The sequence below is a fragment of the Serratia sp. TSA_198.1 genome, assembly GCF_052686505.1.
This window is the reverse complement of record NZ_JBQZFP010000001.1, coordinates 792230-817731: the sequence shown is the minus strand read 5'-3', so window position 1 is coordinate 817731 and position 25502 is coordinate 792230. Positions and strand designations below refer to the sequence as shown.

Here is a 25502-nt window from a genome sequence, read left to right as displayed (position 1 = left end):
GTAATGTTCATTTTATTGTCATGTGAAATTGACATGTCAATTTAGTTGTCACTCTGTTGCGGTTATCTGTGCATCGCCTCACAAATTCCTCCCTTTTCGAGCTGGCATCCCCTTTGCAATACCCACAGTGAACTCCGTAGCCCGACAAGGGCGTTAACTCACATAAGGAATCACTATGAGTCATTCTCCTCACAACTTGCGCGTTGGCCTGATCGGTGCCGGCAGAATGGGCACTTTCCATGCGGAGTCATTGGCGCGGCGCGTGCCGGGCGCCGTTTTGGCCGCCGTGGCCGATCCGCTGCCGGGTGCAGCGCAGCGCTTGGCGGACAGGCTGGGCGTCAGCGCCTTTAGCGATTTGCAGAGCATGCTGGATGACAGCGAAATCGATGCGGTAGTCATTGCTTCCCCGGCGCGTACCCATGCGGAATGGGTGATTGCCGCCGCCCAAGCAGGGAAGCACGTGTTTTGCGAAAAACCGATGGCCATCACGCTGGACGAAGCGGATCGGGCCATCGCCGCCGCCAAACAGGCGGGTGTCGTGCTGCAAGTGGGGTTTAATCGCCGCTTTGTCAGCGGTTTTGCCGCCGCCATTGCCGCCGTGAAGGAGGGGGAAAATGGCGTTACCCAGCTTTCCCGATCGGTAACCCGCGATCCGCAGTTGCGCGATCCGGCGCCGATCCCCGCCTGGACCATTTTTTTGGAAACGCTGATCCACGATTTTGACACGCTGTTGCACTTCAACCCGGGTGCCAGGCCGGTTGAGGTATACGCGCTGGCGGATGCGCTGGTGCGCCCGGACTTCAAGGATAAAGGGTTACTGGACACTGCCGTGGTGACTATCCGCTTCGATAATGGCGCCATCGCTACCGCAGAAGCCAACTTCCAGGCGGTCTATGGCTATGACGTGCGCGGCGAGGTATTTGGCAGTAAAGGGATGTTGCAGGCGGGCAATATCAACCTGAATAACTGCGTGCGGTATCACGCCGTCGGCATCACCATCGAAACCTCACGTCAGGATACCGATCTGCTGCATGACGCTTATGTGGCGGAACTGACTGAATTCGCCCGCTGTGTTCAGCAGAGGGAAACGCCGCGCGCGACCGGACAGGATGCCCGCAATGCGCTGGAGATTGCATTGGCCTGCATCGAGTCGGTGAAGCAGGGCAAACCGATCACGCTGGGGAGACAATAATGGCCGGATATCAGCTGTCTGTGTGCGCCGAGATGGTGTTTCTCGATCTGCCGTTTGTTGAACGGGTAGCGCGTATTCATGCGCTCGGCTTCGGCGTCGAGATCTGGAACTGGGAAAATAAAGATCTTGATGCGCTGATTGGCACTGGCGCGCGTTTTACTTCAATGACCGGTTATCTCGCCGGCAACCTGACCGACGACGAGGATATCGCTCAACTGTTGCAAACAGCGGAACAGTCGATCGCCATCGCGCAGCGGTTGAACTGCCCCAGCCTGAATCTGCACGGCACCGGCCTGGATCCCAACGGCTTGCCGGTGAAGCCGGTGGAGGTGGTGACCGGCGCCATGTGGCTGAAGGCGGCCGATACCTTGGGCAAGCTGGCGCAGCAAGGGGAGCGCGCCGGCAAGGTGTTCACGCTGGAAAACCTCAACCTGCTGAGGGACCATCCGGGCACGCCCTTCGCCAAAGCCTGCGACACACTGGCCTTGGTTGAGGCGGTCAACAGCCCAGGGCTGAAGATGAACCTCGACCTTTATCATGCGCAAATCGGCGAAGGCAATCTCATCGAGCTTATTCGCCGTTGCGGGCCGGCGATCGGCGAAATTCAGGTGGCCGACGTACCGGGGCGGCAACAACCGGGAACCGGTGAAATCAACTATCGGGCCATTGCCCGCGCGTTGGACGAGATCGGCTACCGGGGCGTAGTGGCATTGGAAGGATGGGCATCCGATGACAGCACCGCGGCGCTGCAACAGTTCCGCGACCATTTCACTTTATAACCGCAGTAAACCCGGGCTGTGGTCTGTTGCCCGGGATGAAAAGTGATGCATTGATTTTAATAATAAATTTATCTCAACCTACAGGATGACATCATGAAAATCAGAAGCTTGCTGTTGATATTACTTAGCCTGTTTATGGCCTTTAACGTCCAGGCGAAAACTTATAAGGTCGGCGTCGCGCTGGCCAATTTCGACCTCAATTTCGTGTCCATTTTACGCTCGCAAATGGTGGGCGAGCTTAAGCAGTTGAACATGGACGGCCAGTTTGTCGATGCAAAAGGCGACGTGGCGCTGCAAGTGCAGCAGGTGGACGATTTTATCAACTTGGGGGTGGATGCCATTATCCTCAACCCGGTAGATACCCAGGGCGTGAAACCGATGATGGATGCCGCCGAGCGTGCGCATATCCCGCTGATTTTCGTCAACCGCAAACCGGAAGTTAAGCTGGGTAATGCCATGGCGTATGTGGGATCGGACTCGGCGGAAGGAGGCAAGTTGCAAATGGAGGCGCTGGCGAAACGGATGAATTATCGCGGTAATGTGGCGATCCTGATGGGGGCGCTGTCCAACGAAGAGGCGCGTGAACGCACCCGCGCGGTGGAAGAGGTGATCGCCAGGTATAAGGACATGAAGGTACTGGAAAAGCAGACTGCCAAATGGCAGCGCAATGAAGCGGTGGATGTGGTATCCGGGTGGTTGCTGAACGGCCGCCCGATCGACGCTATCGCCGCCAATAACGATGAAATGGCGATTGGCGCCATCATGGCGTTGAACCAGGCTAAAAACAAAAGCATCCTGGTGGCGGGCATTGACGGTACGCCGGACGGCCTGCAGTTTATTAAGAACGGCGGCATGGTGTTGACCATTTTCCAGGACGCCAAAGGGCAGGCCACCGGGGCGGTGCAGGTCACCAAGGCACTGCTGGAAAAGCAAAAGACCGAGGCTTACAACTGGGTGCCTTATAAAACCATTACTCAGCAGAATCTGGCGGAGTTTGTGACTGCCAATCAGCAATAGCCGCAGGTTCTGCGGCTATTGCTGGATGATTTTACTGCTCAACCGACGGGGCGCGTTTGGCCAGCATTCTCAGCGCCAAACCGCCCGCCGATGCCAGCGTGGCCAACAATACGACGCCCGGCCAACCGGCGCTTTCGAGGACTTTGCTGCCGAGAGCGGCACCGCTCGCCATGCCGATAAACACCAGGGTAAACATGATGGCATTCAAACGGCTGCGCGCTGCCGGGTTGATGGCGTAAATAATGGTCTGGTGCGCCACCAGCGTCGCCTGGATACCGAGATCAAAACCTACCGCGCTCAGCGCGATGAGCGCCAGTTGGGCGGGCAGCGGAAGCCAGGGCAGCAGAAACATCAGAGCGAATGAACACACCACCATGGCGGCACCGATTTTAGTGACGTAGTCCGGCCCGTGACGATCGGCCAGCATGCCTGCCAGGGGGGCTGCCAGCGCACCGGCCGCACCTGCCAGCCCAAAAGCGCCGGCTACGGCACTGCCAAGCTGATATTTTTCCGCCAACATCACTGCCAGCGTCGACCAGAAAGCGCTGAAGGCGACCGACAGCAAGCCCTGAGCCAACGCCGCACGTCGCAGTTCCGGGTAGTCGGCCCACAGTTTCCCCAATGAGCGCAGCAGCGCAGGGTAGCTCAGCGTGGTGTTGGGTTTAAAGTGCGGCAGCACTGCGCCGATCGTGAGTGTGATGACCAGCACCCCCAATGCCGCCAGCATATAAACGCTGCGCCAGCCGAAATATTCCGCCACCACGCCGCTGAACACGCGCGAGAGTAAAATACCGGCCAGCAACCCGGTCATCACCGTGCCCACCGTCTTGCCCCGGTTGGCGTCCGAAGCGAGCGTGGCGGCCGCCGGGATAATGTCCTGCGCCACCGTAGCGGCTAAACCGATCGCCAGACTGCTGAGCAACAACAGCGGAAATGAAGAAGAAAAACCGCACATCAGCAGGGTGAGTGCCAGCAACACGCCCTTTATCCGAATGATCTGGCGGCGATCGTGACGGTCGCCCAGCGGAGCCAGCAGCAGGATGCCCAGCGCATAGCCCGCCTGGGTCAGCGTGGGCACCATACCGGTATCGCTGACTCCGGCGTGGAACGTAGCCCCCATAATGCTCAGCATCGGCTGGCTGTAGTAAATGGACGCCACGCTCAGACCGGCGCCGGCGGCCAGCAGGAAAACGATTTTGGCGGAAAGCGCATTGTCAGGCGCGGTGGTGGTGGCTGAAATCAGGCTCATGACGGTTATCCAGAACAAGTAAAGTGGGGCTATTTTTGCCAGTTTTCGGCGGAAACTGTAGCCCCTGCACGGGTAAAACTGTTATACGTAATACGTATGAATAAAAATCCATTTCCCAATGGCGATCGTATAGCCATGCTGCAAACTCTGGTGCGCATTGTCGACAGCGGCAGTCTCTCGGCTGCGGCGGCGCAAATGAACACCTCGCAGCCCACCATTAGCCGGCGTCTCCAGGTGCTGGAGCAACTGCTTGGCGTGAAATTAATCCAGCGTACGACTCACGCCATGAAGCTGACGGACGACGGCGAGCGTTGTTATCAGCATGCGCGCAAGCTGATTGAACACTGGCAAATCATGGAGGATGAACTGCGCGGCGTGCGCGATGAACCCGTGGGCGTTTTGCGGGTGCGCGCGCCGCATGCCTTTGGCCAGGATCAGTTGATTGGGCCGTTGGGCGATTACCTGCAGCGCTATCGTCAGACCAGCGTAGAGTGGACGCTCAACGATCATTCGCCCGATTTCATTCCGGAAGGCGTGGACTGCGCGATCCACGTCGGTGCGGTGACCGATCCTTCGGTGGTAGCGGTGCTGTTGGCGCAGGTGCCGCGCATTGTGGTGGCCGCGCCTGAACTGCTGGCACGCCATACGCCGCTGGCGCAGATCGGCGATTTGGCGCAGTTGCCCTGGCTGGCGCTAAACAGTTTTTATCGCAATGAAGTGACGTTGACGCATACCGCCAGCGGCGAAGATTACCGTTTTGACATCGTCCCCAGGCTGAGTACCGACAGCCTTTATGCCGTGCGCAAAGCGGCGCTGAACGGCGTGGGGATAGCCATGTTGTCATCCTGGGTGGTCAAACAGGATCTGGAGCAGGGGTTGCTTACCCCGTTGATGCCGGGTTGGCACGCCGCGCCCTTGCCGATTTATCTGCTTTATCCCTATGCCAGTTATTATCCGGCGCGGTTGCGTAAATTCCTTGAACTGATGAAAGAGGTGATGCCACGCATCACGGGCGCACAGGCGCCAGTGCAGTGAGGGCGGCAGCTTCATGCGGCGTACAGCGGAATAGGTCGTCAGCGGAGCGATAAACAGCGTAAATGTAGAGTGCCGGCGGGCGGATTCAACCTGATTGGCGACGGTATCTGTTTGATAATCGAAGAACACCTACCGTCCATTTCACTCGAGAGAATCGCCCATGCACTTTACTCAAGCCATTGCCAGACTCCCTGCCGATAGCTGCGGCAGCGGCCAGACCACCGCTCAATTGGGCGCACCGGATATCGCCGCCACCGGCCGTCAGTTTTTGGCCTATGTGGATACCTTGCTGCGCCTGGGCCTGAAAGTGACGGTGCTACCGGCGGCCCCGGCCTTCCCGGACGCCCACTTTGTGGAAGACACGGCGGTGATAATGCCGGAGCTGGCCGTGATCACCCATCCGGGTGCGCCGAGCCGCCAGGGTGAGGTGGACACCATTGCGCCGCTGTTTGAAGGCGAGCGCCCGGTGGTGCGGATGAGCCGGCACGGCCACCTTGACGGCGGCGACGTGCTGTTGGTCGATCGTCAGTTTTTTATTGGCCTGACGGCGCGCACCGATGAAGCCGGCATTGGCGAGTTTGCCGCTGCGGTAGAGCCGTATGGCTACCGGGTGACCGCCATTGAAGTCAGCGCAGGGCTGCACCTGAAATCCATCGTCAACTATGTTGGCCGCAACACCCTGTTGCTGACGGAAGACTACCAGCAACATCCTGCCTTTAGCGGTTTTAACGCCATCGTTATCCCGGAAGCGGAGTCCTATGCCGGCAACACGCTGTGGATCAACGACACCTTGATTACCCCACGGGGTTACCCGCACACGCTGGGTCAAATCGAAAAGTTGGGCATGCCTATCGTTCAGCTCGACACCAGCGAATTTAAAAAAATGGACGGCGGCCTGACCTGCCTGTCACTTCGTTTCTAGCGCTTTCTTGCACCGGGGATCTCAGCCATGAAAAAAACATTAGCGGTTCTACTGACCAGCCTGGCCCTGGGTGGCCCGGCGGCGGCCCAGTCTTTCGATACCATCAGCTTTGGCGTCGACGGCGGTTACCCGCCTTTTGACGTGCTTTCGCCCAGCGGCGAGATCACCGGTTTTGACATCGATATCGCCAATGCGCTGTGTACGCAGTTGCATGCTAAATGCGTTTTCGTCAAACAGCCTTTTGAAAGCATGATCGCAGCGCTCAATGCGCGTAAGTTCGATGCCATAATCGCTTCGCTGACCATCACCGACGAGCGTAAAAAGGAAGTGGACTTTACCGATCGCTACTACCGCAGTTCGGCGCAACTGGTGGCGCGCAAGGGCAGCCCGTTGCTGCCGGATGCCGCCAGCCTGAAAGGCAAAACGGTCGGCGTGCAGACCGGCTCCATTCATGAAACCTATGCGAAAAAGCATTGGGCCGGACAGGGCGTGAAGATCGTTTCTTACGCCAACCAGGACAATGTCTATCTGGATTTGATGTCCGGGCGGATTAATGCGTCATTGCAGGACAATACCCAGGCGGCCAGCAGCTTTATCGATACCCCGCGCGGGCAGAAGTTTGCCTTCGCCGGCCCGGCGATTACGGACAGCAGCATCTCCTCCGACGTGGGCATCGCGGTGGGCAAAGACAACCCGGCGCTGCGTGACGCGCTCAACGGTGCCATTAAGGCCATCCGTGCCGACGGCACCTATGACGCCATCCAGAAAAAATATTTCAGCTTCGACATTTACGGCGGCTAAACCGGCGCGCTGACGCCGGCTGGCCCGGCATCAAGTCAAGTATGGGAGGCCGGGAATGGTCATCGAGTATTTGCCGTTGTTGGCACACGGCGCGGCGCTGTCGTTGTGCGTGATGTTGGTTTCTCTGGCGGTGGCGCTGGCGCTCGGCCTGATCAATGCGCTGATCAAGCTGTTCGGCCCGCGCTGGCTGCGCTGGTTATCGACGGGGTACACCACGCTGGTGCGCGGCATTCCCGAACTGGTGATTATGCTGTTGCTGTTCTTTGGCGGCGAAATGCTGGTCAACGGCTTTCTTGGCCTGCTGGGGTTGGGGCCGCTGCGCTTCAACACCTTTATCTCCGGCGTGCTGGCGATTGGTTTCGTTTTTGGCGCTTACTACACGGAAACCTTTCGCGGCGCTTTTCTCACCGTTGAGCGCGGGCAACTGGAAGCCGCAATGGCTTACGGCATGCGCCCAGGGCAGGTGTTTCGCCGCGTCTTGCTGCCGCAAATGCTGAGTTTCGCCATTCCCGGGATCAACAATAACTGGCTCGGCTTGATGAAAGCCTCGGCGCTGGTGTCGATCCTGGGGCTGGAGGACATGGTGTGGCTGGCGGAGCAGGCGGGGCGGGCAACGCAAAAACCCTTCCTGTTCTATTTCCTGGTAGCGCTGATCTATATGGTGATCACCGCGATCTCCAGTTGGGGCTTTAGCCTGCTGGCGCGCCGCTACGCTCTGGCTTCCTCGACCGCAGCAGGAGCACGCTGATGACTCTGCAAGATATGCTGGAAGTGACGCCCACTTTTTTGTGGAGCGACGGTTCTGATGTGACGGGGCTGGCGCTGACGGCCAAACTGTTTTTGCTGTCGGTGGTGCCGGGCCTGCTATTGGCGGTGCTGATGGCGGTCGGCCAGGTGTATGGCCCGCGCCCGCTGTCCTGGTTAATCCGTTGCGTGACCTATTTTTTCCGTAGTACGCCGCTGTATCTGCAATTGATGCTGATTTACTACGGGCTGTCGCAGTTCGACGTGGTGCAGTTGGGCTGGCAGAACGATCAGCCTTTCTGGCTGCTGTTTCGTGACGCCACCTTTTGCGCCACGCTGGCGTTGGTGCTCAATACCAGCGCCTACGTCGCGGAACTGTTGGCCGGCATGATGGGCACCTTTCCCAGGCAGGAGTGGGTCGCCGGTGAGGCGTTTGGCATGAGTCAGTGGCAGATAATTCGCCGACTGGTGCTGCCGGCGACGTTACGGCGGGGTATTCCTGCGCTGAATAACGAGATGGTCTTTCTGCTGCACGCCACCTCGCTGGCAAGCACGGTGACGCTGCTGGACATTACCGGAGTGGCACGCGCTTTTTACGCCGCCACCTATTCGCCGTTTATTCCCTTCCTGATGGCGGCGGCGCTTTATCTGCTTTGCACCTTCCTGCTGATCTTCCTGTTTTCACGGGCAGAGCGGCGCTGGCTGGCCTTTATCCGCCGTGACTAAGGCGGCTCAGGATCGCTTGATGGATTGCAACTCGGTCAGGGTAACGATTTTATCCACCCGGAATTTTTTGCTGGTCAGCCAGGCGTCGGCCAGCAGCCGGTAGCTTTCCATGCTGCGGCAACCGATGCGCACCAGAAAATCGAAACTGCCGCTGACCAGCCAGCAATCCAGCACCTCTGGGGTATTGCGCATTTCCTGCTCGAACGCGGGTTGGGAATGGCCATGATCGGCCAGCGCGATTTGTGCCTGTATCACAAAGGCATGCTCCGGTTCCGGCAGTTCGATAATGGCGCGGTAGCCACGGATAATGCCGTCGCGCTCCAGCCCGCGCACCCGTTCCTGGCAGGGGCGAGCGGTCAGGTTGACCTGCTCGGAGAGCTTTTGATAGGAAATGCGGCCATCCCGGCACAGTATTTCAAGGATTTTTTTGTCGATTCGATCAAGCCGGGCTTTCTTTTCCACAGATAGGACGTCCAATGAAAAGTAAACATCATAAGTTACCTGAACATGCCCTGGGTGGGCAGCGCCAATTCACCAGTTTTCATTTCGGCCAGCCCGGCCAGGGCGAAAAGATTTACCTGCAGGCCGGTCTGCATGCCGACGAACTGCCGGGCATGCTGGTGCTGCATTATCTTAAAAGATTACTCAGCCAGGCGGAACGGCGCGGTGAACTGCAAAGTGAAATAATCATTGTCCCGATCGCCAACCCGCTGGGGCTGGCGCAGGTGCTGCTCAACGGCGGCGTCGGGCGGTTTGATCTGGTCAGCGGCCGCAATTTCAATCGCGACTTTCCCGATCTGGCTCTGTTGCTGCACCAGGAGGACTTTGCCTCGTCGGAGCCTGCCGTGCCGCAGGTACGCGCTGCGATGCGCGAAGCCTTGCACGCTATGCCGGACCGCAGCGAGGTGGAAGCCCTGCGCCGACAATTGCTGTTACTGGCCTGCGATGCCGATGTGGTGCTGGACCTGCATTGCGATGACCGCGCGATATTGCATATGTATGCCGACCCGGCCTGGCGCGAGCAGGCGGAAGATCTGGCGCGCTGTATGGGGATCGGCGCGGTGCTGCTTTCGCAAGACAGCGGGGGCGGCTCGTTTGACGAAGCCTGTGGGCTGCCGTGGCATCGGCTGGCGCAGCGGCACCCCGCGTTAAACCTGCAACCCGGCTGCATGGCGGTCACGCTGGAACTGCGCGGGCAACAGGATATCGGGCACCAATTGGCCGGCAACGATGCCGAACGTCTCTATCGTTATTTGCAGCACCGTGGCGCAATCGCGGGCGAGCCGCCGGCAATACCTCGGTTGGATGTCGCCATGTTGCCGTTTGCCGCCGGGGAGATTGTTACTGCGCCCGCCAGCGGCATTCTGCTGCCGTTGCGCCAGCCGGGTGAGTGGGTGGAGGCGGATGAAGCCGTGGCGGAAATCATTGACCCGATCACCGATACGGTAAAAGCGGTGCGTGCCCAGGCGGGCGGGCTAATCTATGCCAGCCGCCGCGCACCCTTCGTCACCCTGGGGGCGGAGATCATGAAGATCGCCGGTAAAACGCCCTATAAAGGCGGCGGTGGCCTGGCGTCGTGATAGGCATTAAAAGAGCGGTGATAACAACATTCACCGCCGCATCTGCCGAGTATCAGCCGGCTAATGGCGGGATACGCGACAATCAACGCTTGATACCCTTCGCCAATCTCTGAAAGCCAGTTCATGTTGCGTCAAAGGCGTGGCAATGATCCTGGGGCTGATTGAATTCACCCATGCCATGAATGAAATGCATGAATAGCGGGAAAGATGGCTAGCCGACCACCGTCCATGTTAAATTCGCTTGTAGTCCCGTAGCGCCTGATGACAAAGAGAATTAAAAATGAAGATCGGTTATTTTTTCCCTATTGCGATTATTGTTGCGGCCGTGGCTCTGCTGACCCTGTTTATTGTCGGCGGTTATGCCACTCCGGGCGGTTGAGCGCCATCATGTAATCGATCGGGCCAGAGAAGTCAGTGTCTATGATCACAGCAAAACCGCGCCGCCCGCATGGGCGATGGGTCTATTACATTTTGTATGAAGATATTCTGTGGCCTTGCCCCGTCAAGTGGGAGTGGGAAAGCAGTTACCATGCCTGGTTGCCTTTTTACTACTCGCCAACCCTGGAATTTGTTGCCGGCAATCCCGCCAAAGCGACAAAAATCACCAAAACCAAGACCAAGGTCTGAATCGGGTCGTTTGACTAATCCAAGCCCGTCTGGCTACCCTTAACCTGTCTCTGGCGCCAGCGCCCACACGTCCTCTGCCGCTAAGGAAGCCTGATCATGCGTAACTTTTCTTGCCCGAACTGCGGGCAGCAGCTGTCGTTTGAAAACTCGCTGTGTTTGTCCTGTTCGAGCTCCCTGGGGTTCGATTTGCCAGGTCGAAAATTGGTAGCGATCGCGGCTCCCGACCTTGTGGGCAACGCTCCCCCGGAACAGGGGCACCTGTGCGCCAATATGCATATTGCGCAGTGCAACTGGCTGGTGGCGCAAGAAGGGGAATTGTGCGCCTCGTGCAGCCTGACCCAAACCCGGCCGGCGGATGATGATGCGGAAGCGCTCCCGCTGTTTGCCGAAGCCGAAACGGCCAAGCGCCGCCTGATACTGGAGTTGACCGAGTTGGGCCTGCCGATAGTCAGTAAAAATGACGATCCGAACAATGGGCTGATCTTCGAGTTGCTTTCCAGCGAACGGCGTCAGGTGCTCACCGGCCATGCGAACGGCGTAATTACGCTGGATTTGGAGGAGGGGGATGACGTTCACCGCGAGCAGCGTCGTATCTCCATGGGTGAACCTTACCGCACGTTACTGGGTCACTTCCGTCATGAGGTGGGGCATTACTATTACGGCCAACTGATCATTCAGCCCGAACAGCGGCAGGCGTTTGCCAATCTGTTTGGCGATCCGGATGCGGATTACCAGCAGGCGCTCGATCGGCACTACCGGCAGGGCGCCCCGGAAGGTTGGCATGAATGTTACGTTTCCGCCTATGCCACCATGCACGCTGCAGAGGATTGGGCGGAAACCTTTGCTCATTATCTGCATATTCGCGACACGCTGGACACGGCGGCAGCTTACGGTTTTGCCGCGCCAGATGCCGCTTTCAACCATTCAGATGAAACCCCGGATTTTGATCGCCTGATCGGGCAGTGGCTACCGGTCTCCTGGGCGCTGAATCAGCTCAATCGTTCGATGGGGCATGCCGATCTTTACCCCTTTGTGTTGCCTGCACCGGTCCTGGAGAAAATGCGATTTATTCACCAGACCATTGCCGACGCGAATAAAAAGGGCACCGATCAACCAGTGCCCTGATGCGTTGACTTAAAGCGACATATCCACCACCACGCGGCCGGTGATTTTGCCCTCGCGCATGCGGCCGAAGATGTCGTTGATTTGATCCAGCGGTTCTACCGAGATGGTTGCCGCGACTTTATTACGGCCGGCAAAGTCCAGTGCCTCTTGCAGATCCTTGCGCGTACCGACAATCGAACCGCGCACCGTCGTGCCTTCCAGCACCATATTGAAGATTGAAAGGTCAAAACTGCCCGGCGGCAGGCCATTCAATACCATGGTACCGCCACGTCGCATCACGGTGGTCGCCTGTTCAAATGCCTTTGGCGATACCGCCGTCACCAGCACGCCGTGCGCGCCACCGAATTCCTGATGGAAAAAGCGGCCAGGATCGACGTTTCGCGCGTTAGCCACCACCGAAGCGCCCAGGCTTTTGGCGAAGGCCAGTTTGTCATCGTCAATATCGACCGCCGCCACGTTCAACCCCATCGCGGTGGCGTATTGGATCGCCAGATGCCCAAGACCGCCGATACCGGAGATGACCACCCAGTCGCCGGCCTTGGTATTGGTCATTTTCAGACCCTTATAGACGGTGACGCCGGCACAGAGAATCGGTGAGATAGACAGAAAATCGACGTTATCGGGCAGAATACCCACGTAATTGGCATCGGCCAGGCAGTATTCGGCAAAGCTGCCGTTAACCGAATAGCCCGAGTTTTGCTGGGAATGGCACAGCGTTTCCCAGCCGCCGAGACAGTGTTCACAGTGCCCGCAGGCAGAGTAAAGCCAGGGCACCCCTACGCGATCACCTTCTTTTACGTGGGTAACGCCGGCGCCCACCGCCACGACGTGACCGGAGCCCTCATGCCCAGGAATAAAAGGCGGGTTGGGTTTGATCGGCCAGTCGCCGTCGGCGGCGTGCAGATCGGTATGGCACACCCCGGTGGCGGCAATTTTCACCAGGATTTTTCCGGGCGCGATCTCCGGGATCGGGACCTCTTTAATCACTAACGGTTGTCCAAACGCAGTCACCACAGCAGCTTTCATCGTTTTCATTTTCAGACCTCGAGAAGTTGTAGGGTTGGAACAGGGCAATCTTCAGTTAAAACAGGCCTTGCGGTTTGGCGTCATAACTCACCAACAGGTTTTTCACCTGCTGGTAATGCGACAGCGCCACCTTGTGCGTTTCGCGACCGACGCCGGAGTTTTTATAACCGCCGAAGGCGGCATGCGCCGGGTAGAGGTGATAACAGTTGGTCCAGACGCGTCCGGCTTTGATGGCACGCCCCATGCGATAGGCGCGGTTGCTGTCACGGGTCCACAGGCCTGCGCCCAGCCCGAACTCGGTGTCGTTGGCCAGCGCCAGCGCTTCGGCTTCGTCTTTGAAGGTGGTGATGCCGATGACCGGCCCAAAGATCTCTTCACGGAAGAAGCGCATGCTGTTATTACCGGTGATGAGCGTTGGCTGGAGATAGAAACCTTGCTGCAACGTCTGTTCCTGGCTGGTGCGCTCGCCGCCGGCGATGATTTTCCCGCCTTCGTTTTTGGCGATTTCGATGTAAGAGAGGATCTTGTCGAACTGCTGTTGGGACGCCTGCGCGCCGATCATGGTGTCGGTGTCAAACGGGTCGCCCTGGCGAATAGTGGTGATGCGCGCCAGCACTTTCTCCATAAATTGCGGGTAGATTGACTCCTGGATCAGCGCGCGTGAAGGGCAGGTACAGACTTCACCCTGATTGAAGAAACCGAGGATCAGCCCCTCAACCGCCTTGTCGATAAACTCCGGTTCGGCCTGCATGATGTCTTCAAAGAAGATATTGGGCGATTTCCCGCCCAGTTCCACGGTGCTGGGAATGATATTCTCCGCCGCGCAGGCCAGGATATGCCTGCCCACCGGGGTTGAGCCGGTAAAGGCGATTTTGTCGATGCGCTTGCTGGTCGCCAACGCTTCACCGGCCTCTTTGCCAAAGCCGTGAACCACGTTGAGCACGCCCGGCGGCAGCAGATCGCCAATCAGCTCCAGCAGTACGCAAATGCTGAGCGGGGTCTGTTCTGCCGGCTTGAGCACCACGCAGTTACCGGCGGTCAGCGCCGGGGCCAGTTTCCAGGCCGCCATCAGCAGCGGGAAGTTCCACGGGATAATCTGCCCAACTACGCCCAGCGGCTCGTAAATATGGTAGGCCAGGGTGTTTTGGTCAATCTCTGTAGCGGTGCCTTCCTGCGCGCGCAGGCAACCGGCGAAGTAGCGGAAATGATCGATCGCCAGCGGGATGTCCGCATTCAGCGTTTCGCGGATCGGCTTACCGTTGTCCCAGCTTTCGGTCAGCGCCAGCATTTCCAATTGCGATTCCATGCGATCCGCGATGGCCAGCATCACGTTGGCGCGGTTTTGTGCGCTGGTGTTTCCCCAGGCCTCAGCGGCGGCGTGCGCCGCATCCAACGCCCGCTCAATGTCCTGCGCGTCGGAGCGCGGGAACTCGGCGACAGTTTTCCCGGTTACCGGGGTAGTGTCGGTAAAGTAGTTACCGGAAACGGGTTCGACAAATTTGCCGCCAATGTAGTTGCCGTAGCGTTGTTTGAAAGAAACCAGCGAGCCAGGCAAACCGGGATGGACATATTTCATGTTAAACACCTCTCAAAGGAACACGGGCTGTAGGAGGGATGCCAGGCTGTGGCACCGTGCCTAAACATAAGCATTGCCTATGCCACATTGTTCCATTCTTGAGGTGTTTATTTGTTAACCCATTTAATATCATTGAGTTAATGAGAATAAATACCTGCAGTCGGCAATAAAAACGGTGATTAATCATTCATTTCTATTATTTTTTGTGTTCCATGTCGCAACGCATGAGACACATTCATGATACAAAAATGCAACACTTTTGCGCGGGAGAAAGTCATGTTGCATAAAGAACGGACAGCCGTAACGGGGTTCGCCTCCGACCATGAAAGCAGGACTCTCCCCAGCCCACTGTCAGAGTCCTGGCGGCGCAGCCAACACTACGGGCTGAGCCGGGCCGACGACCACGTTCCTCTTGTTCGGCCCGCCGTGCTGAATGAAGTGCGCGGGCAAAACGGCTGGGTGGCGCAGTTGGCCCAGCCGCTGATCGCGCGTCTGGGTGGTGAAATCAACCGACAACCTTCCATCATTGTGGTGTCTGATGCCAGCGGGCTGGTGTTGGAGACCTGCGGCAATACCCATTTCTTGCGCAAGGCGTCGCGCATAGCGTTGGCACCGGGCAATCAGTGGGGGGAGCAAGAGCGCGGCACCAACGCGATCGGCACCGCGCTGGCGCTGGGAGAGTTGTGCGAGGTGAATGGCGACGAGCATTTTCTTAATCAGAACGCGGGGCTTTATTGCTCCGCCGCACCGATTTTTCGGCCTGACGGGCAAATAGGCGGGGTGCTGGATATCTCGACGCCGGTGCAACACCCGTACGGTGATGCCCGATCACTGATTCTGCAGGCGGTTCGGCACATTGAACATCAATGGGTGAAGAGCACCGTCACGGATCAACACTGGACGCTCAGCCTGCACAGCGATGCGCATATCCTCGGGACTGCGCACGAACTGATCCTGGTCTTCCGCGATGACGTTCTTACTGCCGCCAACCGGCTGGCGATGCAAGAATTTAACCTTTCACCGGCGTCCTTTGGGGCGCTGGATTTCGCCACGCTGTTCCCGGAGCTGTCGCGACAGACGCTGAACTCGCCCAGTCAGACACGGGCGGCCAACCGTCGCCGCTATTACTCGCTGCTGGAGATGCCAGAGCGGCATTCGCATGTCGTCCGGCCCTTTGTTCAACCTTTTGATCGGGACGGAGCAGACAAACAGAAAGCGTTGCGTATCCTGAACGCCGGCCTTGCGCTGTGCATTACCGGGGAAACCGGCTGTGGCAAGGAGCACTTCAGCCGGCGGCTGTTCCAGGAGAGCAAATGGCGGGAGGGCAACTTCGTGGCGATCAACTGCGCGGCGCTGCCTGAAAACCTGATCGAATCCGAGCTATTTGGTTATGCGCCCGGTGCCTTTACCGGCGCCAATCCCAAAGGCTATGCCGGCAAGATCAGGGAGGCCGACGGCGGGGTATTGTTCCTGGACGAGATTGGCGATATGCCGCTGAGCCTGCAAACGCGGTTGCTGCGCGTACTGCAGGAAAAAACCGTCACCCCGCTGGGCAGCCGCCACGCCTGTTCGGTAGATTTTTCGCTGATCTGCGCCACCAACCGCAATCTGAACACCCTGGTGGCGGCGGGGGAATTCCGCGAGGATCTGCTGTACCGCATTCAGGAGTTCAGCCTGTGCATTTCACCGTTGCGGCAGCGGGCGCATGTCGATCGCTTCATTCTCAGCCTTTGGCATGAGCTGGGCGCCGATAAGCGCGGCATCAGGCTGGCGCCGGACGCGCTGGCCGCGTTGGCCCGCTATTCGTGGCCCGGCAATGTGCGGCAACTGTTGAGTACGCTGAAGGTGCTGCTGGCGTTGGCGGATGACGACAACCTGATTGCCCTTGAGGATCTGCCGGAACAGTTCAACGCGTTGCCGCCGCTTTGCGCGGTGGCCAACGCCGTTTCGCAAGCCGAGCCGGAGGTTTTTGCCGCCATCAGAAATGCCAACGGCAACATCAGCCAGGCGGCCAAATTACTGGGCGTATCGCGCAGCACGCTTTATCGCAAAATGGAGAAAAAGCGCCTCAATGCAGATTGAATGAGCTTACACGAGAAAACCAAGGTGAAATTAGCCCTTCAAATAACAGGTCACCAACAAGATTAATTCACGTTTTAGGTCTGATGATGCTAATTGCCCACGCCGCGATGCATCATGCACGACGCCTTCAATTGCAGAAGCCAGCACCTGGCTGGCGACTTGCGCTCGTTCTGAACCCAACTGACTGGCAGTAAAGGTAGCGTAATACTCAGCATAGCGACGTTCAAAGTCATGATGTGCGTCACGCCCGGAGAGCGGCACTTCATCAAGCAAAACACGGTGCAAACGCGGATTAATTAAATGCGCGGCGATTATGCCATCAATCATTCGTTCAACCGCCGCCATCAATGAGTCAGCCTGCGTAGCCTCGTTAGCGGTTTCAAAAACCAGCAATATCGACGCGAGATGTTGTTCGCGTATCGCTTCTGCCAGAGCCAACTTATTGGGAAAATACTGGTAAAGCGAACCAATACTGACCCCGGCGATGCGAGCCACTTCATTGGTGTTAAATTTTGCCCATCCGTTTTCAGCCAATAAGCGAGTAGCAACATCCAGAATGATGCCGACCAAAAATCGTGAACGGCTTTGCTGCGGCATTTTACGCATGCTTCGTGCTGTATCTGGAACACGAGTATTCACGTGATGGCTCTCCGATTGATAATGCGAGTATTAACTCACATATCAACAGGGAAATAAAATGGTCTTTGCAACGCAGCACAACAGGAAAATCAATCTGCTTAAACGCTCTTCTGGCATGCCAGGGCCCGATAACTTTGAGATTATTGAGCATCCTGATATCGCCTGTGGCGAGAATGAGATATTGGTTCGCAATTGCTGGTTTCGGGTCTCAATATCTACCCGCCTGATGATGAGTGAAGAAGCCGAAAGTGTAAAAGGCATTCCGTTTCCACCCATCAACATTGGCGATACGCTGGCAGATGCGGCAATTGGCGAGATTGTGTCTGCGCCTGCTGCAAGCGGTTTGCAACCGGGCGAGTTCGTGCTTCATCCGTTTGGCTGGCGAGAATATGCCGCTGTCGACATAGATCTCTGCACTCGATTAGGCAACAAGCTGATTAATCCTGCCGCCTATCTGGGTCACGGCTGGACGGCATATGCGGCTTTGACGCGTGCGACGCAGGTTAAACCTGACGATGTGGTTTTTGTTTCGAGCGGAGCGGGCGCGATTGGCTCCATGGCGGGACAAATAGCCCGTAAGCTGGGTGCCAAACGAGTCATTGGCAGTACTGGAACGCCTGAAAAAGCTTCATGGATGAAGCGAGAATTGGGTTATGACGAGGTCATCATTCGCGGTGACGGTACTATCAGCGACCAATTGCACCGCTATGCGCCCGACGGCATTGACATATTTATTGATATTGTAGGCGGTGAGCAATTGGAAGCCGCGGTTTCTCACACTCGGGAAGGTGCGAGGATTGTCCTGCTTGGGGCGCTATCGGCCGAACTTGCAGATGCAAAGTCGACCAAATATGCTCCTGTGGAAATAGACGCTTTCGCTATTATCGTCAAGGGAATTACGATGCGCGGATACAGCGCTGACGAAAATCCGGAAGTATTTGCTGAATGGCTTTCCTGTCTATCACAACCTTCATGGGCGGACATCGAATTTCCTGTGACCCGGTTTAAAGGACTGGAATCGGCACCGTTGGCACTGAAAGAGACGTGCTCCGGCAAGGCACGCGGTCTGGTACTCGTTGCGCTTTAAACAACATTTAAGGGCGCCGGCGGTAAGAACCGGCGCCTTGAAAGCGGGAAGATCAGTCCCCTAATCCCAGAGGATTGATTTCAGAATGTTCGATTTTCTCGTCGCTTTCCGCCCAGCGATCCAACACTTTCAGGTAGCTGCCGTTGGCGATGGCACTGTTGAGCGAAGCCTGCACGGCATCAACCAGGCCGTTGCCCTTTTTCAACGTCACGGCGATGTTGGCGCTGCGCGGCCAGCCGCCAGGCACTATGCCGACCAGCTTGGTTTTGCCGTTTAACTTGGCCTGATAGGCGCCGGCTACGTTCGGCCCGAAAGTCGCATCGGCCCGGCCGGATTGGATCGCCAGCGTCGAGGCCGCTTTATCGGTAACGTAGATCGGTTGGAGAGCGGGCAGTCCTTTGGCCTGATTCTCTTTATCCCACGCCAGCAACACCGCCTCCTGATTGGTGCCGGAGTCGACGATGATCTTCTTGCCGGCGATATCCGGTGCGGATTTTATCGAGGTGATTTTACTGTCGGCCTTCACGTAGAAGCCCAGCGTGTCCTGGCGATAAGTGGCAAAGTCGAATTTGGTTTTACGCTCATGGGTGACTGTGATGTTATAAATTGCCGCGTCGTATTTCCCTGAGGTCACCCCCAGCGGCCAGTCTTCCCAGGATGTCGGCACCAGTTTGAGTTTTAGCCCAAGCCCATCGGCGACCAGCCGGGCAATATCCGACTCACTGCCAATCACCGTTTTATTGTCGCGGGCGTACATCCCGAACGGTGGGCCGCTACCCAATATCGATACGGCGACGGTTAGCGTACCCGGTTCCACGAATTTAAATCCCGCCGGGATCTTGGCTACGGCCTCTGGGCTTTTAACCGTGTTGATCGGGGTTTCATTGGCGATTAGATCAATTCCCGGTGCGGCATTGGCGATGAAGGACATGCTCAGAAGTGCCGCCGCTGCGGTTAATTTAGCGCTATACATCATGATTATTACCTGCATTATTATGTTGTTGAGGCGGTCTGCTCACTATCCTCGAAGCCGCTAAATCTGTGAACGAACAAAATTAACTAACTAATTTTAGAAAAATCAGGTTGCAGCGAAATGTTGCCTGCCTCAATCGTCAATTTCTTCGTTATAACGAGCATTTTCCCGCAGCAGGTTGATCACCTTGGGCGCCTCAACGGCCTTGCTGAATAAAAAGCCCTGTCCGAAATAAAAACCGGCGTCGCACAACGTCTGGCGCTGCTGCTCGGTTTCAATTCCTTCGGCGATGATATCGATAGCCAATTTCTGCCCCAGAATGCCCATGCTTTCGACGATGCCCAATATGGCCGGCTCGTCGTTCATCCGGCGGATAAAATCGCAATCCAGTTTAATGCAGTCCAGCGGGTAGTTCATGATATGCGTAAAGGCCGAATGCCCGGTGCCAAAGTCGTCGAGCGCAATCCGAATGCCCATTTCCTTGAGCATTTGCAAGGCCCGCAAAACATACTTTGAACCGTGTTTGTTGAACGCATGTTCGGTGACCTCCAGCTCGATGAGGTGGTGCGGGATGCGGAACATCAGCAATCGTTGCAGGAAGGTTTCGGCATAGTTGTCGCGTAAAAACTCGATAGGGGACGCATTCAACGACACCGGCAAAACGTCTACCCCGGCATCGATCCAACGCGAGATGTCGGCAAAGACTTTCATCTGCATGGCTTCGCTGATTTTGCTCGCCAGCTCATAGTCACTGAAGGCTTCACTGACGGTATCCGGCAACTGCATGCCGTTTACCGGACAATACCAGCGCAATAGCGCCTCAAAACCCACGATAGCGCCGTTGGCCAAATTGACTTTCGGTTGATAGCTGGGGCGGATGCGGTTATCACGCACAATCTGCCGCGCATGGTTAAGCTGTGAGGCGCGCGCCTTTGCCTTCTCCATCATCTGCTGATTGAACATATAAACGCCGCCGCGGCCGCCGTCTTTAAGTTCATACAGCGCGGTATCGGCGCACTTCATCAGTTCCGATGGGTCGCGGGCGTCCTGAGGGTAAACGGCGCAACCTATGCTCATGCCGCAATGCAGCGCCTTACCGCCGTGGGTGATCGGCGATTCGAGTTGCAACAGAAAGTTATTGGCGATTTTGAAGATATCCTGCTCATCGTCCACGTCGCTGATGACCACCGCAAACTCATCGCCGCCGAGCCGGGAAACAAAAGAGTTAGGGTTCAGGTGCGCCGTGAGCCTTTTGGATAACACGCGCAACAGATGATCGCCTGCGGCATGCCCAAGGGTGTCGTTAACCAGTTTAAAGTGGTCGAGATCCAACAGAATCAGCCCGAGCAATTTATTGTTGCTCAGGGCGCGTTTCATTTCCTGTTTTAACTTTTTCTTGAATAACCGTCGGTTAGGCAACCCGGTCAGTTCGTCATATTCACTGGCGATCAGCAAACGCTTTTCCGCTATTCTTTGCGAGGTCACATCGCGGGAAACGCACAATATATTTTGTATCCGGCCATTTTTATCGGTGACCGGGCTGAGGATATTATCCCAGTGCTGCATCTTGCCATTCGGTGCGCTGCTAAGGCCGGCAAATCTGGCATTGCGGCCATTCAACACTTTGCGCAGCGCTTTTCTGCCGCGCTTGCGTATTTCTACCGGCAGCAGCCCCAGCCACGACATGCCAAACTGTTTTTGGTTTTCATCCAGGCCAAGAGCAATGCAGCCGGCTTTGTTCATGTGCAGCAACGAACCGTCATTATTGATGATCTTGATGCAGTCGACGCTGGCATCGAGCATGTTTTTCTGCGCAGCCAAGGTCGCTGCGAGGATATGTTTTTCCAGCACTTGTTCATGGATATCCACGCAGGTAAGGGACCAGCGCGGTTCTCCAGGCTGGGGATCTTTGGCGGCGTTGAACGACAGCAAAAACCAGCGGAACTCACCGCTGCAATGGCGCAGGCGGCTTTCATTCACGAACGAGGTGGCGGTAGCCATTGCCTGCTGCCAAAGGCTGTGCACCGGCGCGTAGTCAGCCGGGTGCAGGGCTTTCAGCCAGCCGCTATCCTCATTATCAAACGAGGCTCCACCGGTATATTCGCGCCACCCTTTATTAAAGTGTCCGCCCAGGCTTTTACCCACGCCAATGAGATTCGGTAACCCGTCAAAAATTACATTAGCTATATCAACAGGATGATTGTCATCACTGCGATCAGGTAAAACGTTCATGTCTTGTTCCTTTATGAAAACCGCCTGAGATTCGCTCCAAAAGGAACTGTTTTAATAATATTCGTGCCTGCGGGAATATGCCAATAACCGGGCCTGGCGCGATAAAAATCCGATTGGAAGAATGAGATATAATGCCGGGTAAAACAGTAGGATTATTCTTGTAAAATGAGGGCCGTTTTTTTAATCATCATGATGTCACTTAATTCAATGCCCATTCACCATGGCAGAGGTCAGGCGGCAGCGAAACCGATTTGCTGAAATTTCCCTTGTTTACGTTGAGTGTACCGATCCGGTACAGCGTCGCATTGGCAATGAAGCACAGATCACTCGCCTTTGTTGTCCTATTTTTAGGACCAAGCGTCACATGTTTCAGTATTGTTCCTTATTCGAGACGACGATAGGCTTCCTGACATCCCCTCCAGGAAGCATGACGCGATGAATGAAGAGCACAAAACCAAACCCGTTCCAAATAAAACACAGCGGTTATTGCTGCTGTCGGCAGTGCTGTTGGCCGGCGCTGCCGTTTATGCCGCCTGGACAATCCGAAACCACGATTCGTTGATGACCGAAGATGCTTATGTTGAGGGTAATCTGGTGCAGGTAACGGCTCAGGTATCGGGAACGGTTACGCAAATAGCCGCAGACAACACCGATTATGTTCAGCGAGGAGAAGGCCTGGTCACCATCAACCCGATTGATGCCCGTTTAGCGCTGGAGAAGGCAAAATCGCAGTTGGCTGCTGCGGTACGGCAGGTACGCAACCAATATGCGGTGCTGGCGGAATTGAAAGCGGCGATCGCCGTGGACCAGACAGCACTGGATAAAGCAAGGGCTGATTTCAACCGACGTGAAGGGTTGCGACAGAGTATTGCTATTTCCACAGAAGAACTGGCGCATTCACGCGATGCTCTGAGCAACGCGCAGGCGACCCTTAATGTGACCGTCCGTCAGTATCAGGCGGCGCAAACGCTGACGGAAAACACGACTTTGCAAACGCATCCCGATGTGCTTGAAGCAGAGTCAACCCTGCGTGCGGCTTGGCTCGACTATCATCGTACGCAAGTTATCGCTCCCGTAGCCGGCTTTATTGCCCAACGCAGAGTGCAGGTAGGGCAGCATGTTACCGCTGGGGCGTCGTTGATGACGGTGGTTCCTCTTGACGCTGTCTGGGTCACGGCCAACTTCAAAGAAACGCAGTTGGGCAGCCTGCGCGCCGGGCATAAGGTTACGCTGACCTCGGACCTCTATGGCCACGAGAGACGTTACCACGGCCAGGTCGTAGGGATTGAACCAGGAACCGGTAGCGCCTTCTCGTTGTTGCCGGCACAAAACGCCACGGGGAACTGGATAAAAGTGGTGCAGCGAGTCCCTGTTCGGATCGCTTTGGATCCCGACGAGTTGGCTCAGCATCCTTTACGGCCTGGTTTGTCGATGACGGTCTCTGTCGATACCAGTACTGCCGGTACCGCGCTATCAACGCTGCCATCTCATCGTCAGAGTTGGGAAACGTCGGTTTATGATCGGGAAGATGAGCAGGCAGCGGCAATTATTCAGGAGATCCTAAAGCAAAATGGCTAATACATCATCCTGGCACATTACCCGTCCCGCTCATCAAACGCTGTTGCTCGTGACCATATTTCTGCTAACCACGCTAGATTTCTTGCAGGTCGGGATGATCGCTTTTGCGGCCGCTCCCATTATGGGCGAAACCGGCAGTTCGCCAGAAGAATACAGCTTTATTACCGCAGCCTATGCCTGCGTGGCGATCGTAATGATCTCCATGCAGTGCTGGTTGGTCGAACGAATGGGGTGGCGGAGATATATTTGGGGTTCACTGGCTATTTTCAGTCTGGGTGCCTGGATTTGCGCGCAAAGCAATACTTATTATCCGTTCCTGTTTGGCAGGGTGGTGATGGCGGTGGGGGGAGCTTCGTTCATGACGGGGGCGCGGGTGTTGGTTAATCTGTTGCCGCCCAGCCCACTGCGCTTCACTGGCATCAAGGTGTTTGCCTCCGGCCTGGCGTTGGGGACTGCACTGTCTCCTTTTCTTGCCGCGCTGGCCGTGAGTGAAGATACCTGGTCCGCACTTTTCCTGATGTTGATAGCCGTGGCGCTGGTGGTCTTTGTGACCGCGTCGTTTTGTTTACCCTGGCAGACGCCGCCGGAACTGACAAAAAGCCAGTCTCATCCTTTCTTGCTGATGTGGCTGGCGGGAGGGGCATTCGCCATGCTGTGGGCATTGCAGCGCTCAAACTACAATTTTTTCAGTGATTTGCTGATTCTGTCGATTATCGCCCTGACGGGTTTATGCGCCTTGATTTACTTTTTTAACAGTATGGTGCGTTTCCATGGCGAGCCGTTGCTGATGGTGAGAACGCTGTTTTCCAATCGACGCTATATTGTCGGGTTATTACTGTTTTCACTTTGTTACCTGGTGCTAGGGGCCAATAACTACATCATTCCGCAAATTCTCCAGCAAGCTTTGGGGTTCAGTTGGAGCACTGTGGGGAATTGGCATGCGTTGGGGCTGTCATCCGCATTGGTCGCCTGGCTGATGATGGGCTTCATCATGACTAAACGGCCTGCATCCAAGAAGTTTTTCGTTAGCGGGTTTCTCGCGTTAGCGGCCTATGGCTGGATAATGTCCCGATTAACGCCGACGGCCAATATCATGTCGGATATCCTGCCGGCGCTGTTGTGCAATGGCATCTTCATCATGCTGGTGATGGCCACTACTGCCATGCACACTTTTCGAGAGGTCCAGCAGAATGAAACGGTTTTCTCTCATGCTCAGCAGGTTAAAAACATGGCCGCTCAACTCTGCATGGCACTGGGGATTTCTGCCGCGACCATTGGCATGCAGTGGCGCGCTACAGTGCACTATGCGGTGCTGAATACCGAAATCACTGCCAATAATCCCCGTTACGCGGATACCCTTGTGCAAGTCAGCACGCTGTATGCCCGGCAGGTGGCTACACCGGTGGCGGACAATATGGCCTTCGCCTGGGTGGCTCAAATGGTGAAGCAACAGGCTACGCTATTGGCGGGTCAAGATTATTTCCTGTTGGTTGCTCTGGTTGGTGCTTTGGGCGCTATCATAATGGCCGTGCAGCAATTGATGAAATGACCGGCCTCAAAACAGGACATTACAATGGATTTTAATGACATCTATTATTTTTATCTGGTGGCCGAACACAAGGGGTATACCGCCGCCGAACGTCAGTCCGGATTAACGAAGTCTTTATTGAGCCGCCGCGTGACCCAGCTTGAGGAACGGCTTAAGGTACGTCTGATTCAAAGAAATTCCCGCCGTTTTGCCCTGACGGCGGCAGGGCGCATATTGCACCAGCGCGCCGCAGATATGGTCAAAGAGGGCGTGGCGGCTTATGACTCGGTATCTGAGTTAACGGCGGAGCCCTCCGGGTTGGTACGGGTAAGTTCCCTCACCGTATTGGCGCAATATCACTTGGCGCCGATTTTACCGGGGTTTATGACCCGCTATCCTCAGGTCCGCGTAACGATAGACGCTACGGACAGGCACGTTCAGGTCATTGAAGAAAGTATGGATTTGGTGCTGCGGGCCAGCAGGTGTATTGACGAGGAACCGGGATTGATTGCACGTCCGCTGGCAACCAGTCGCCTTATACTTGTCGCCAGCCCCGGATTCCTGAAGCGACACGGCATGCCGGGATCGCCAACGCAATTAACGAAAATGCATACGTTAAGCTCTGTGCTTGATCGTTTGGAAGGCGAGCAAAAATGGGAACTCATCAATAATATCACCGAAGAAGGGATCACCATTACCCATGACCCGATGTTGTTTTGCCTAAATCCCAGGGTGCAATTGGAAGCGGCGGTGAATGGCGTTGGTATTGGGCTTATTCCCGACATCATCGCTTATCCGGCCATTGCTGAAGGGAAGGTGATTCAAATATTGAAACCCTGGGCCACCCATGAACGTATTATTCACGCCGTATTTCCCAGCAGGAAGAACATGAATCCTGCGGTCCGGGCGTTTTTGGATTACCTGATCGTGCATTTGCCTGAATCATTGCGCATTTCACTGTAACTTTTGAGCTGTAAAAGACGT

General features: G+C 56.2%; 24 protein-coding genes. 17 read left to right on the top strand and 7 right to left on the bottom strand.

What is annotated here, in order from left to right:
- The first annotated feature begins 175 nt into the window (after window positions 1-175).
- The 3 genes from ACUTSW_RS03810 (at window position 176) to ACUTSW_RS03800 (ending at window position 2988) form a co-directional block, all read left to right on the top strand.
- The gene (locus ACUTSW_RS03810; RefSeq protein WP_445583719.1) at window positions 176-1192 is read left to right on the top strand and encodes a Gfo/Idh/MocA family oxidoreductase; all 1017 of its coding nucleotides are present in this window, start codon (window positions 176-178) and stop codon (window positions 1190-1192) included.
- Entirely contained in the window at window positions 1192-1971 is a 780-nt protein-coding gene (locus ACUTSW_RS03805) for a TIM barrel protein (protein ID WP_445583718.1), read from the top strand. Before ACUTSW_RS03810 ends, ACUTSW_RS03805 begins: the two co-directional genes overlap by 1 nt.
- Before the next feature lie 93 nt (window positions 1972-2064).
- Window positions 2065-2988, top strand: coding sequence for a substrate-binding domain-containing protein (locus tag ACUTSW_RS03800; RefSeq protein WP_445583717.1), 924 nt, complete (start codon window positions 2065-2067; stop codon window positions 2986-2988).
- Between the two features lie 31 nt (window positions 2989-3019).
- Here the strand turns inward: ACUTSW_RS03800 and ACUTSW_RS03795 are convergent, their stop codons facing one another.
- The gene (locus ACUTSW_RS03795) at window positions 3020-4237 is read right to left on the bottom strand and encodes an MFS transporter (protein WP_445583716.1); all 1218 of its coding nucleotides are present in this window, start codon (window positions 4235-4237) and stop codon (window positions 3020-3022) included.
- A 96-nt stretch (window positions 4238-4333) separates the two neighbouring features.
- Between ACUTSW_RS03795 and ACUTSW_RS03790 the strand changes: the two genes are divergently transcribed.
- From ACUTSW_RS03790 to ACUTSW_RS03770, 5 genes are all read left to right on the top strand, one after another.
- The gene (locus tag ACUTSW_RS03790; protein WP_445583715.1) at window positions 4334-5272 is read left to right on the top strand and encodes a LysR family transcriptional regulator; all 939 of its coding nucleotides are present in this window, start codon (window positions 4334-4336) and stop codon (window positions 5270-5272) included.
- A 160-nt stretch (window positions 5273-5432) separates the two neighbouring features.
- Complete coding sequence (locus ACUTSW_RS03785) at window positions 5433-6194, top strand: dimethylarginine dimethylaminohydrolase family protein (RefSeq protein ID WP_445583714.1); 762 nt, start codon at window positions 5433-5435, stop codon at window positions 6192-6194.
- 27 nt (window positions 6195-6221) lie between these two features.
- Window positions 6222-6995 (top strand): ABC transporter substrate-binding protein, encoded by a 774-nt coding sequence (locus ACUTSW_RS03780; RefSeq protein WP_004944430.1) that lies wholly within the window; start codon window positions 6222-6224, stop codon window positions 6993-6995.
- A gap of 55 nt (window positions 6996-7050) precedes the next feature.
- Entirely contained in the window at window positions 7051-7743 is a 693-nt protein-coding gene (locus ACUTSW_RS03775; RefSeq protein WP_004944436.1) for an ABC transporter permease, read from the top strand.
- Window positions 7743-8465 carry an ABC transporter permease gene (locus ACUTSW_RS03770; protein ID WP_062870819.1) on the top strand — a complete coding sequence of 241 codons (723 nt, stop codon included), beginning with the start codon at window positions 7743-7745 and terminating at the stop codon, window positions 8463-8465. Before ACUTSW_RS03775 ends, ACUTSW_RS03770 begins: the two co-directional genes overlap by 1 nt.
- Before the next feature lie 6 nt (window positions 8466-8471).
- On the opposite strand, the gene ACUTSW_RS03765 is transcribed toward ACUTSW_RS03770, so the two are convergent.
- Window positions 8472-8927, bottom strand: coding sequence for an Lrp/AsnC family transcriptional regulator (locus ACUTSW_RS03765; protein ID WP_062790820.1), 456 nt, complete (start codon window positions 8925-8927; stop codon window positions 8472-8474).
- Window positions 8928-8941: 14 nt separating this feature from the next.
- Between ACUTSW_RS03765 and ACUTSW_RS03760 the strand changes: the two genes are divergently transcribed.
- The 4 genes from ACUTSW_RS03760 to ACUTSW_RS03745 all read left to right on the top strand — a co-directional run bounded on the left by ACUTSW_RS03760 (window position 8942) and on the right by ACUTSW_RS03745 (window position 11797).
- Window positions 8942-10045 (top strand): succinylglutamate desuccinylase/aspartoacylase family protein, encoded by a 1104-nt coding sequence (locus ACUTSW_RS03760; RefSeq protein WP_445583713.1) that lies wholly within the window; start codon window positions 8942-8944, stop codon window positions 10043-10045.
- A gap of 280 nt (window positions 10046-10325) precedes the next feature.
- Window positions 10326-10424 (top strand): YoaK family small membrane protein, encoded by a 99-nt coding sequence (locus ACUTSW_RS03755; protein ID WP_147424934.1) that lies wholly within the window; start codon window positions 10326-10328, stop codon window positions 10422-10424.
- 41 nt (window positions 10425-10465) lie between these two features.
- A complete protein-coding gene (locus ACUTSW_RS03750) occupies window positions 10466-10672 on the top strand; it encodes a hypothetical protein (RefSeq protein ID WP_445583712.1) in 207 nt (68 codons plus the stop codon).
- A 96-nt stretch (window positions 10673-10768) separates the two neighbouring features.
- Window positions 10769-11797: a zinc-binding metallopeptidase family protein gene (locus tag ACUTSW_RS03745; protein WP_445583711.1), complete on the top strand. Its 1029-nt coding sequence runs from the start codon at window positions 10769-10771 to the stop codon at window positions 11795-11797.
- A 9-nt stretch (window positions 11798-11806) separates the two neighbouring features.
- Here the strand turns inward: ACUTSW_RS03745 and adhP are convergent, their stop codons facing one another.
- A complete protein-coding gene (gene adhP, locus ACUTSW_RS03740) occupies window positions 11807-12832 on the bottom strand; it encodes an alcohol dehydrogenase AdhP (protein ID WP_062870822.1) in 1026 nt (341 codons plus the stop codon).
- A gap of 46 nt (window positions 12833-12878) precedes the next feature.
- A complete protein-coding gene (gene exaC, locus ACUTSW_RS03735; protein WP_073439434.1) occupies window positions 12879-14399 on the bottom strand; it encodes an acetaldehyde dehydrogenase ExaC in 1521 nt (506 codons plus the stop codon).
- Between the two features lie 276 nt (window positions 14400-14675).
- On the opposite strand from exaC, the gene ACUTSW_RS03730 reads away from it, so the two are divergent.
- A complete protein-coding gene (locus ACUTSW_RS03730) occupies window positions 14676-16481 on the top strand; it encodes a sigma-54-dependent Fis family transcriptional regulator (protein ID WP_445583710.1) in 1806 nt (601 codons plus the stop codon).
- Window positions 16482-16511: 30 nt separating this feature from the next.
- On the opposite strand, the gene ACUTSW_RS03725 is transcribed toward ACUTSW_RS03730, so the two are convergent.
- The gene (locus tag ACUTSW_RS03725; RefSeq protein WP_445583709.1) at window positions 16512-17120 is read right to left on the bottom strand and encodes a TetR/AcrR family transcriptional regulator; all 609 of its coding nucleotides are present in this window, start codon (window positions 17118-17120) and stop codon (window positions 16512-16514) included.
- Window positions 17121-17178: 58 nt separating this feature from the next.
- On the opposite strand from ACUTSW_RS03725, the gene ACUTSW_RS03720 reads away from it, so the two are divergent.
- The gene (locus ACUTSW_RS03720) at window positions 17179-18207 is read left to right on the top strand and encodes an MDR family NADP-dependent oxidoreductase (protein WP_445583708.1); all 1029 of its coding nucleotides are present in this window, start codon (window positions 17179-17181) and stop codon (window positions 18205-18207) included.
- Window positions 18208-18259: 52 nt separating this feature from the next.
- On the opposite strand, the gene ACUTSW_RS03715 is transcribed toward ACUTSW_RS03720, so the two are convergent.
- On the bottom strand, window positions 18260-19183 hold the full coding sequence (locus tag ACUTSW_RS03715) for an ABC transporter substrate-binding protein (protein WP_445583707.1): 924 nt from the start codon (window positions 19181-19183) through the stop codon (window positions 18260-18262).
- Window positions 19184-19312: 129 nt separating this feature from the next.
- Window positions 19313-21412 (bottom strand): putative bifunctional diguanylate cyclase/phosphodiesterase, encoded by a 2100-nt coding sequence (locus tag ACUTSW_RS03710; protein WP_445583706.1) that lies wholly within the window; start codon window positions 21410-21412, stop codon window positions 19313-19315.
- A 435-nt stretch (window positions 21413-21847) separates the two neighbouring features.
- On the opposite strand from ACUTSW_RS03710, the gene ACUTSW_RS03705 reads away from it, so the two are divergent.
- The 3 genes from ACUTSW_RS03705 to ACUTSW_RS03695 are packed head-to-tail and all read left to right on the top strand — an operon-like array spanning window position 21848 to window position 25481.
- Window positions 21848-22990 (top strand): HlyD family efflux transporter periplasmic adaptor subunit, encoded by a 1143-nt coding sequence (locus ACUTSW_RS03705; RefSeq protein WP_311992664.1) that lies wholly within the window; start codon window positions 21848-21850, stop codon window positions 22988-22990.
- Window positions 22983-24539, top strand: coding sequence for an MFS transporter (locus tag ACUTSW_RS03700; protein ID WP_445583705.1), 1557 nt, complete (start codon window positions 22983-22985; stop codon window positions 24537-24539). Before ACUTSW_RS03705 ends, ACUTSW_RS03700 begins: the two co-directional genes overlap by 8 nt.
- Window positions 24540-24563: 24 nt before the next feature.
- The gene (locus tag ACUTSW_RS03695; protein ID WP_445583704.1) at window positions 24564-25481 is read left to right on the top strand and encodes a LysR family transcriptional regulator; all 918 of its coding nucleotides are present in this window, start codon (window positions 24564-24566) and stop codon (window positions 25479-25481) included.
- Window positions 25482-25502: the final 21 nt, after the last annotated feature.